Genomic DNA, 10,277 nt, shown 5'->3' on the forward strand with positions numbered 1-10,277 from the left:
TCCTCGAAAATCACCGGATCCGTATAGATTCGGTTATCTACATAGTGCGTAGACGGAAGCTTAGGGGCAGTAGCCCAGGGACTGACATGATCCATTGCGTTCTCCGTTTAGTTATAATAAACACCGTTTATCTATAATAAATGATGACATGTGTACCTCAAGCTGTCAACCACCACACGACTACATGCTTTAGTTTGCGTCTCGACCATCAAGAAGAGTCGGGGCATACATGCACGTGAGCGGGCCAGGGGGAAAGGAGCGGATTTTCGAGTCTGGCATAACACCGAATCCGGCCGCGCGCTGCTGCCTAATGCGATGGCGCTGGTTGAAGGTGCTGAAGCGCTTGCGCGCGAGCTTGAATCGACGACTGGGGCGTTGCGAATTGCGGCCAGCAATACTATCGGCAATTATTTGTTGCCCGGCATTCTTAAGGACTTCCTCACTGAGCATCCGACGGTAAGACTCAATATCGTCCTTGGCAACACACGCAATGTACTCGATGCCGTCAATGCGTTCGAGGCCGATATTGGCCTGATCGAGGGAAGCTCCCATGCTCCCAACACGCGTATCGAACACTGGGTTGACGACGAGCTGGTGGTCGTAACAGCGCCGGACCACCCACTTGCGCGGAGCGCGCGGCGCAGCGATTTGGCCAAGGCTGACTGCCTAGTGCGAGAAGCCGGCTCAGGCACCCGCGAGATCGTCGACCAAGAACTCGGCCGGGCAATCGGCGCGCTCAATATCGCGCTCGAACTGGGGAACTCTGAAGCCATCCGACGCACCTTGCTAAATGGGTACGGGGTCAGTTGTCTGTCGCGCCACGTCGTCGCCGACGACCTTGAAACCGGCAGGCTCATTGCAATTCGGGCGACGCTACCAACCATACGCCGGTCCTTCTCGATCGCGCTGCATCGAAGCAAAACGCCAACGCGCGGACTCGCGGTGTTTTGCTCCTTCCTCAATCTGCATACCCGAGCCCTTTCTGGGAGGATCAACGGCAGCCAAAAGATATAGTTAGCGAGGCATTGGTACGAACCGAGGTAACGCATGAGACCACGCTGCAGGCAACAGGGCCCTGTTCGGCAGAAGGATGATGGATATCACAGGAACCACGATAAACATGGGCATCAGCTTGGGCCAAGCCTGCGGTATCAGGAGTCCATGACATTACCTCTCGAGCAAAGAGCCAGCATCAGAGATTCACATTCTTACATTGCCAATTCACTGCCCTCGCCTCGTATCAGATCAGTATGATGACTTGGTGCCACAGGCCACCTCAGGCGCTGGAATACGCGTAGTAATCGTCCGAACGGCATCCCTATCGGTCGCGAAGATGCAATCGCTTCCCATGGTTTCAGGCATTTTTAATGAACACATTGAGAAATCGGGCTCTCGCGGCATACGGTGGGTCACCTAACTGTGGGAAAGGGGGGTCAAAGGCCAGTGGAAATTAACAGCTCAGTTTGAAAAACGCCGCTACCATGGACGGATCAATGAAAAATCCAGCCCATTCAAAAATGTGCCGTCTGACGTCATTGTGAGCATGTGTGAACCTGTATCGGTCATCTTTAACCGCTTCAACTGCTCACGGGAAATCCGTAGCAAATATGCGCCGGGGGGGACCGCGGGCACTATGTAATAGCCATCGGACGCAGTTTTGGTCTGAGCAATGACCTTGCGTTTCGAATCCACCAATTCAATCAATACATCACCGATTCCGCGTTTCTCGTCTTTTTCGACGAAGTACACTGTTCCATCGATTTCACCGGTCATGATGACTGGAAAATCCAGCTCCACAACTTTTCCAGGTCGCGGAACCAGTCGAACACCTTTCATTCGTGAACTCCACTGCGGGTCTTCGAGGGACGCAGTATCCAGCGCGACATCTACATTTTGCTTTACCGGCAGATTGGCCAGATAGGCAACGCCTTTTTCGTCGGTACGACTCTGATTGGCACCGCCATTGACTGTGAAGCGGGCATCCTTGACCGGTTCCTCGTCAGCGTCCATTATCCCGTTCAGGTTCTTGTCGACGAATACTCGGACAGAGGCTCCTCCCGACTTTGCGATCGGCTGCGCATCGACCATCCATCGGGACTCGCGCGGCTCTTGTCCCATTGCGATAAACAATTGCGCGCCTACGGCAATATCCCCCTTGCTTGAATAGCGGGCGCTAACGCCCAAACCGTAAGCACCGAGGCTTTTATTGAGGCCCACGGTGTACAGTGTTTCCCGCTGCAAATATGAACGCGCCAGACCCAGATTCAAAATATACCCCGCCGCCAGGGCCTTGTCGGCGGCAATTGCTACGGTATCCATCTTGATGTCAGGTTTCAAGGCATAGGTGAGTTGGCCGTTCACGCCGACACCAGCAATTCTGCGACTAACCTGAAGGATGCCATTGCCCGATCTTGCGCCGCCCAACGATTGCCAGCGCAACGCATTACTTACGGCAGTACCGTACGGGTACATAGAAATCCGGCCAGCCACTTCGATGTTGTCAGTCCCTGACTGCAAGCGATCACGCTTGGCTTCCAGCGTCAGCGGCAAACGAGGCAAGAAATCCAGCGGAATCACCCCGTCAAGACGAATCTTGTCGCGCATGCGTACCGGATCGTTGCTGGGCGCGTAAATGTCGCTGGTAAAATTATCCAATCGTGCTCGGCTGACGCCGATAGAGACTCCTCCAACTCGTGTCCGCAGCGCCATTTCAGCAAGCGCTCCGCCCTTGTGCGACTTTACAAAGTCGCCGGTGACCATGAAAGACTGCCACAGGCTACGCAGCCCCAAGTTGACATAGCGCTGCTCCTGCCCCGCGACGGGTAACCTAACCAGTCCACCTGTCACAGAGAAATTGCGATTCAACCCCACGTCGAACTGGGCAACCGATCGAGCCTGCCCATCCTGGTCGCGATGCTCCGTGAAGTTGTAATAGAACTGCCCCGGCACAGTAACTGACTGCTCGAGTAAGAAGCTCTGCCGCTCAACCCTAAGCTGCCCCAATGGGCCATGGAACACCAAGCGGAATTCGTTTGGCCCATAGATCAGCGGCTGGTCTTCAAAACTGAATTTCCCGTCTGCACGCGATTGCTGAAATCCCACCAGTGCATCATTAAAGTACAACTCCACATCCCAGCCCGGCGGCAAATCGCCCTGCAAGCTATGGCGATCAAAGCTGGTCGGCTGAGTCAACGGTCGATTGCTCACCGTCAGCCCGTTTCCGGTCGGGCTGGTAACAGCGATGTTCGCAACTCCCGGCACGGGCACGCTGCCGAACACGAGCGAACGAGCCCTAAGGGGACCGAGTAAACCGGCGTCAGGATCATGCCGTCCCAGAGTAAAGCGCAGATCCGGCGATAGTTTTTGCTTGGTGCTATTTACGTATAGAGACGACTCCATGCCGAGCAGATCCCCTGTCAGATAGGCGGTATAACCGGCATCGACCTGACTGCTGCCGATTGCGCGGCGTACATCGACACCCAGGGTTTGGTCGATGAATGGCACCCCCAGCAATCGATAGGGAGAATCATGGCGTTGATAGCCGGGGTCCTCATATGCATGGCGCGCCCCAGTCCGCCTGCTTCGGCCTTCGCGTTCCAGGCGCAATTGCAACGGAAGCTTTTCACGTGGCCGCACTCGCAGCAACAGACTCGAAAGGTCGATATCGAAATCCGCAGGCAACCAGCGTGCGATCAGTTTGCTTGCCACATAAATGTCGTCGGGCCGCACCGTCACCAGGTTTGGATCAAACGCTTCGGTGTTGCCGCCGATTGTTACCGAAGACTGCGCCAGATCGAGATTGAATGCCTGCTCTTCATTCAGTACATATCCGGTTGCGCGCCGCTCTTCCGGCTGCGTCCTGATGGCGATGGTAAGCAGCTTCGATATTTCACCAAGTGGAAGAAAAACATCTTTTCCGTATTGATAGGCAGTGATGGCATCCGATAACGTATGCGGCTCGATCCGCACTTCCAGCAATAGTAAATTCAGCTCGGCTTTCTTCTGCTGCGCAGCCGTGATTGGCGCAGCGGCAGCAGGCGCGATCATTGGTACCAGCAAGGCGAACGAGATGTGCCAGGCCAGACGATTTTTGAAGTAATGCATGCAAGCTTATGTGAAATATCGAAGGGACGGAGCTCATCAAACTTTATATTGGAAGCAGATATTGCCCGCCAGCTCCATGTTCTACTTGCTTGACAAAATATCAGGGCAGGACGATTTCGGATTCCGCCAGTACCTTCCCACCCGCCTCAGGACGCTCCCGATACGTGGCACGCAAGGTTCCACGCGCCATGGCCATCCCCGCTGGCGGTTGCAACGCCAATTTCGCTCTGCGCAACGGGTTAGGGCTGTAAACAGCCAATCCGCCGGCCCTGCCGATAAGTTGCTCGGAACCACCTTGCGGCGTAAAAGTGACGGACAGGTCGCCGTAGACCGACCGGTTGCCGCTGCGGTTCATGCGCAACGACAGAAGCGGCTTTTGATTCGCAGGCGATATTTGCATTTCAAGATGGGACAAACTCACCGTTGCAGCCGTCTCGCCATGACGCACGATAACCGGGATGGATGCACCGACCAACGCGGTAAGCACGACCCCGACTTCCTTGTCCACTGGACCTTGGGTTTCAATGCTGGTAGCGCCTTTGGGTTCAGGCTGCTTGTCGAACTGCAGGTGGGATCGATATTCGCCGGCTGCCAGGTCGGCCGGTTTTCGCAACATGATCCGCACCACTTGTCCAACTCCCGGCTCCAGCGTTATCTGACGCGGCGAATAGCGCAAGAGCGCATCAGCGAAGTGCTCTCCAGGCGCCGCGCTGTCAATAGCCGTGAACTCACCGGTCTCGCTCATGCGCCGGTTGACCAGACTGATGCGATAGGTTGCTGCTTCCAAGCCGTTGTTGATAAGTTCGAGCTGCGCCGCACGCTGATTTTTTTCGATTACGATGCGAGTCGGATGCAGCATGAGATCAGCCAGCGCATGCTGCTGCGGTAAAAGCATGACCAATCCGAGCAGCAGCCAGCGCGTCCGCGCCTTGCCTGACCGCGTGGTGCGCGTGAGAAGGCTGGTAATTTTGAAGTCAACTGCAACGGAAAAAAACATCAATAAGTTCCTTCTGTGATTGTCGACAAGATGATTCTTGATCCAGTCCTGCCGCTATTGGTAATTTACCGTGACGCTAAAATTTCCAGAATAGCTTCCCTGCGGCTGATTTGCGCCCACCGACAGGGTGGCACCTACTGTCAATACCTGCGTACCGCCGACCAGCATGCTGCTGCCGGAAGGCGTGCTGACAAAATTATTGACTGCCATATTGTGGCTACCGCTGGTAAGCGTGACGACATCGTTATCCGGCAAGGTAATGATGTAAGTGAGGTTGGCGTTGGCAGGATTTGTATCGTGTACATTGAAGCTGGCAGCTGTCCCCGCTGCGGAATTGAGCAAGCGCACGCCACCGCTCGGGGTGCGCACCCCATTTGGGCCAATCGCGATTGTGCCGCCGGAGCCTGCGGCGAACTTGCCGAACGCCAGCGCCTGCGTGTTGCTGATGGCAATCTGCGCCCCGCACTGGGAAGCGCCCAGCAATGCACAAGAAAACACCAGTAGCCGCCGATACTTTTTCATTGAACACCAACCGGGATCATCTACATACGCACAAATGTTAGTTATATGTCACCGTCACACTGGCCGGTGTTGTCCTGCTCGCGGCAGTTACTGTCAATGCGATGACAATTGCGCCGCTCACCAACCCATTGGTGGCAGCAAGATGGATAATGTCTGCCAGGATGAGTCGTGATTGCCCTGATTTAAAGCTGATGGAATTTAGATCGTTAACCGCAACGCCGGCATCCTCTGTTTCGCTCGAAGTGTGTGCTCCCGGTATGCGCATGAGCAAGCTACCAACGGGTGCCCGTCTTGTGAGACTTGCGTCCCAAAGCTCGACGATGGAATTGTTTATGCTGACATAAGGATATGCGACCGAAGCACTCGGGTTACTCGATGCATCGGCCGCATGACCGCTCACGCAGGTAAGCGCGAACCAGAGGATCAGCAACCTGCTTGACACGCCTGGTTTGAAAACACTCTTCAATACCCAGCGCCGCTGTCGGGCATGCTTGCCCTGGGTCGTCCCGATCAAATGCCCTCGTTTAGTTATATTCGACTGTTACGGTAACATTGCCGGTGTAGACGCCAGCTACTTGAGTCGCAGCAACCGTCAACACACCGCCGAGGTAGATGGACTGCGCGCCACTAGCACTCAGCGTGCCCGTGGTGACCTCTCCAGTCGTTGCCCCGCCCCCGGTCAGGTCACTAATCCTGGTCAGCGCCATGGTTTCTGCGCCCACCCCTGTAGTGTTCGTGAGTGCTGTGACGCCCCCCCAAGCAATGCTATAGGTGGCATTGTTATCACCTGTGACGTCGAATTTCGCTGCGGTCGGACTGCTACCTACAGTAGATAGAATTGCGCCGCTTGCGGTGCGAGTTCCGCTGGTGCTGACGGTAACGGTGCCGCCGGCACCGGGAGCAAACTTGCCGAACACAAGATCGGTTGCCTTCGTGATTGCAATCGGCGCAACCACCGTGCCAGTCGCAGTTGTACTGTCCGCAGCCGCAAAACTATAGCCGCTTACTGTTGTGCCGAAGGCAAATATGGATGCTAACGCGAGTTTAATCGCACGTTGTTGGAAGTTAGATTGTTCATTTTCACGCAAAAGGGTTCGGATTTTTCATCTAAAGCTGACCCGCACATTTTTCGTGAAAGGCAGCGAGAAAGCGCGTTACTACGGCATATGATGGGTCACCTAACGGTGCAAAAGGTGGGTCAAATGCCGGTAAAAATCAACAATTAAGAGGATGAAGTACCACGGCAGGTTCGAACTCGATCTCAGTGCCGATACTGTCCAGTTCATTAGGAAACTCGAAGACTATGGAGCAGAGTATCGGTACTACGAGGTCTCATATGACACCCGACCATTCGACATTATTCGACTCGACCGTGCAGTTTGGGAGCTAAGAAGGTACTGCCAGCCGCTGGACTACGACATCGTTGATATGAACGGCAAGACAGTGAACTTGCTGACGTTTGAGCTTGATCGCGTTCATCGCGTGAAGGCGAATAATGAAAAGTGGACATGCGTCATGGGAGGCATCCTGGAAAAGATCATCGAAAAGAAGGATCACCCAGCGCGCGAAGCACTGATCTGGAACAACCTGTTCTTCGGTGCGTCACGACGCAAAGGCGTGAAGATGCAATCAAGCTGGGAATCGGGCAACTCGCCGTTCTTCCTGCATCCCGAGATCATCGACGAGGTGCTCAAATACGTTTACATCCCGAAGGACGTCGCCGAAGGCGTGCGCCAGTTTGCGAAGCAGCAAGCGGTCAAGGAAGCCGAGGCGGAAAGGGATGCAAAGAAGGCTGCGAAGGCCGCAGCCAATCAGAGGGGAAAGACAGGCTAAAGGAGACCAGGCTGTTCTTAAAAGGCAGCAATGTGTTGATTTCCACTGGCCTTTGACCCACCTTTTCCACGGTTAAGTGACCCACCGAATGCCCCGAAAACCCGCTTTCTCGATGCCGTTCATGAAAAATGCCTGGGGCAACCTTCAATGAAAAATAGGGTCTCGTTTGCGCGAAAATGAACAAGCCAGAATATCGCTTAGCGGGGTGCTGTCCAAATTGTCGCACTTCGAACGCGTGATCCGGAATTGCGACTTCGGCATTGCCATTAGTAGTGCCTGGCGAATCGACCATAGCATTGCTCAGCTACGCGCCTATTTTTCGCACGATATTTCCGCCCGCATCATTGATATCACGCCAAATTTTCATGTTGCTGGCTTCGATCTTGACTATTGTTATGTTCGCGAACAGGAAATCAAAGCATGCTGCGCGAAGCGGGACACGAATACGAACCGTGGATAGCGCTGGACGACTGCGAATGGTTCTTTTCGCCATCGTGTACGCGATTATTATTGGTCAACTCGGAAACAGGATTTGATGACACGACAGAAGCCGAGTTACGATTTCGGCTTCGGTAAGATTAAAAGAATTCTGAAGTCAGTTGCTCTCCGTGATGTACTCCTTCTCCGGACTCTTCCCGGGCGGGTAAAAAACTTCGGTAAGGAGATACTTGACAAATTTTTCGACATCGCCGTCTATGACAATTTGCTCGGCCGTTCTAAACCCGAATTGGACCCAGGGAAAATTGAGATAGTGAAAGATCGCACAATCGACCTCCATGTCATTTTCGATTAAGACGGCAATAACACGCAACGCGGATCTCATATAAGTTTGTACGCTTAGGGAAGCCGGATAGTGGATGAGCATCTCCAGCGGAATGCCAGTGTACCCTGCCAACGACACCAGATCCATTTGCAACGCGTCTGCAAAACGATGTGGCGCCAGAAGGTTCCCGTGGTCAGAAAACGACCACAAGTGATACATGAAGTCATTGAAGTTAGTAAATCGATTTCGAGGAAAGGGTTGGGTAGGCATCGCAACTTTCTTCTTGTTAGCGCTTATGGAGCATGGTTAGTAGAATCCGATTCTGCGGCTTAGAGGCAGGTCAGGCGAAAACATTCTGCAGTCGGAAGCGACTACTTCAGTCCGGTTTTCAGTCGCGGCGCATCCCAGCGCATCTAGTATTATCTTTCTCGCCAGGCGAGGCGGCACACTCGAAATCACGTCAATCACCTCCTCGGACAAGCGCGGCGCAAAATGCCCTCCCCAATCCTCATTGGCGAGCAGACCAGAATAAATATTTTGGATAATCACCCGTGCCTGAGATGGTGTAGGTGCAGGAACCTCAAAGACGGTGAATCGCGATAACAAGGGTACCGGGATGACCGAAATATCGTTTGCCGTCGCGATCCAGGTGATGTGCGACAAATCCATTTTCAAGGGAATCGCTTCGTCCTGGAATCGCTTTGCCGTATCCGTTTCGAGCAAAGTGTACAAGTGAGCCAGGGGGTCGTACCGCCTATCTGGGGAGACCTTGTCGACTTCATCCAGCAGCCCGATGGGATTAATAAAATTGCCCAGTCCTACTTCGTTGAACAATAAGCCGGGCCGTCCATTCGACCATGAAATATCGCTGCCACCGATGGTAAAACCGGCGGTCAAGCCATTCATCCGGATTTCGAAAAAATGCGTCCTGAAGGCGTCGGCCAATGCCTTTGAAAACGCGGTCTTTCCGATTCCCGGATCGCCAAGCAGCAAAATTGGCTGCGCGTGTGCCAAGGGATATTCGGTCAGTCGTCTCAGTACGATGCCGCGTTGGATCATTGCGACCACTTCAGAAAAATTCGGAAACCGCTTCTGCAATTCGTCGAGACGCGCTGGAGCCGGGGCTCTTGCAAACTTTCTGGAAGCACCAAGCTTTATCAGCCGATTTAGATTTCTACCTAAGAGGTCTTTTGCGTCCCCTGGCTGCAGGCGCAATTTTTCAAGCATGGCCTCCAGCTCACAAAGATTGAACAGCTGCTTGTGATCCGCGGGGATCGACTCAACGTGGGTAATCGGTCCATCATGTCGGCCATCTCGGGCATCTATTGCGATCGTTCCCCTTTGGGAATTGGAGGGCGAGTGCCACAATCCCTGGGCAACCAGTCGAGTTTCGAATGCAAAGAGTGTTAAGACTTCCGGCACGACCGGCGTCGCTAGCTTCAAGCGCGCAAGACACTCGAATTGCAGTGCGTTTTGTGACGCCGGATCGGCATCGGCCCAGAGAACCAGTATTTCCTGAATATTGGGAGGGCAGTTGTACTTGTCTCTGTGGCCTGTCTCCTTCGTTTCCAAGTATGCCCACAACAACTCGTCCACTGCGCTATCGACTCCGTTTTGTCGTGAATCCTCAATTAAAATTTGGACTTCAAACACGTTGGTCAAAACGAACTGCCGCATTTTAGATATTTCTTCGACATTCATTTCTGGAAGCAAGTCTTCAGCGAAATACAGCTTCGATTCGGGGAGGCGCGTCAACAAATGGAGTTGATCGGCTTGGACCAACGTTCTGAAGATTCCCACGTCATGCACGTAGATTACGGTTTCTGAAATCATAGATGTTTAGGCAAATTGGATGCCATTTTTTCGACGGTTTTTAGCGGATTCCAAGATCACCGCTCGAATCGGGTGAATATCATGTCTCAATTGGCGCTACACTCTTTATCGTTTATAACGTCTTCGATAATCTATAAAAATTATGGCGCAAACGATCAAGCGAGCACCTCTTCAATATTCACACTACAGTGGGAATTCAAATAATAGCGCAAATGTGAAATTTCT

Annotated in this window: 10 protein-coding genes; 3 read left to right on the top strand and 7 right to left on the bottom strand. The window is 53.3% G+C overall.

What is annotated here, in order from left to right; translation table 11 throughout:
- Window positions 1-150: 150 nt before the first annotated feature.
- Window positions 151-1,014, top strand: a complete 864-nt coding sequence (locus Q7T64_RS16520) for a LysR substrate-binding domain-containing protein (protein WP_304797957.1) — start codon at window positions 151-153, stop codon at window positions 1,012-1,014.
- Window positions 1,015-1,476: 462 nt separating this feature from the next.
- Here the strand turns inward: Q7T64_RS16520 and Q7T64_RS16525 are convergent, their stop codons facing one another.
- From Q7T64_RS16525 to Q7T64_RS16545, 5 genes are all read right to left on the bottom strand, one after another.
- Window positions 1,477-4,104, bottom strand: a complete 2,628-nt coding sequence (locus Q7T64_RS16525; protein WP_304797959.1) for a collagen binding domain-containing protein — start codon at window positions 4,102-4,104, stop codon at window positions 1,477-1,479.
- A gap of 100 nt (window positions 4,105-4,204) precedes the next feature.
- Window positions 4,205-5,101, bottom strand: a complete 897-nt coding sequence (locus Q7T64_RS16530) for a molecular chaperone (protein ID WP_304797961.1) — start codon at window positions 5,099-5,101, stop codon at window positions 4,205-4,207.
- A gap of 54 nt (window positions 5,102-5,155) precedes the next feature.
- A complete protein-coding gene (locus Q7T64_RS16535; RefSeq protein ID WP_304797963.1) occupies window positions 5,156-5,623 on the bottom strand; it encodes a DUF4402 domain-containing protein in 468 nt (155 codons plus the stop codon).
- A gap of 37 nt (window positions 5,624-5,660) precedes the next feature.
- Window positions 5,661-6,137, bottom strand: a complete 477-nt coding sequence (locus Q7T64_RS16540; RefSeq protein WP_304797965.1) for a hypothetical protein — start codon at window positions 6,135-6,137, stop codon at window positions 5,661-5,663.
- 10 nt (window positions 6,138-6,147) lie between these two features.
- Window positions 6,148-6,711, bottom strand: coding sequence for a DUF4402 domain-containing protein (locus Q7T64_RS16545; protein WP_304797967.1), 564 nt, complete (start codon window positions 6,709-6,711; stop codon window positions 6,148-6,150).
- A gap of 142 nt (window positions 6,712-6,853) precedes the next feature.
- On the opposite strand from Q7T64_RS16545, the gene Q7T64_RS16550 reads away from it, so the two are divergent.
- Window positions 6,854-7,456 carry a hypothetical protein gene (locus Q7T64_RS16550; RefSeq protein ID WP_304797969.1) on the top strand — a complete coding sequence of 201 codons (603 nt, stop codon included), beginning with the start codon at window positions 6,854-6,856 and terminating at the stop codon, window positions 7,454-7,456.
- A 166-nt stretch (window positions 7,457-7,622) separates the two neighbouring features.
- On the top strand, window positions 7,623-7,916 hold the full coding sequence (locus Q7T64_RS16555; protein WP_304797971.1) for an HAD domain-containing protein: 294 nt from the start codon (window positions 7,623-7,625) through the stop codon (window positions 7,914-7,916).
- 135 nt (window positions 7,917-8,051) lie between these two features.
- On the opposite strand, the gene Q7T64_RS16560 is transcribed toward Q7T64_RS16555, so the two are convergent.
- Entirely contained in the window at window positions 8,052-8,489 is a 438-nt protein-coding gene (locus Q7T64_RS16560; protein ID WP_304797973.1) for a hypothetical protein, read from the bottom strand.
- A 36-nt stretch (window positions 8,490-8,525) separates the two neighbouring features.
- Complete coding sequence (locus Q7T64_RS16565; RefSeq protein WP_304797975.1) at window positions 8,526-10,052, bottom strand: AAA family ATPase; 1,527 nt, start codon at window positions 10,050-10,052, stop codon at window positions 8,526-8,528.
- Window positions 10,053-10,277: the final 225 nt, after the last annotated feature.

Origin of the sequence: Lacisediminimonas sp. (genome assembly GCF_030645335.1) — a bacterium.
Lineage (GTDB): Bacteria > Pseudomonadota > Gammaproteobacteria > Burkholderiales > Burkholderiaceae_D > Lacisediminimonas.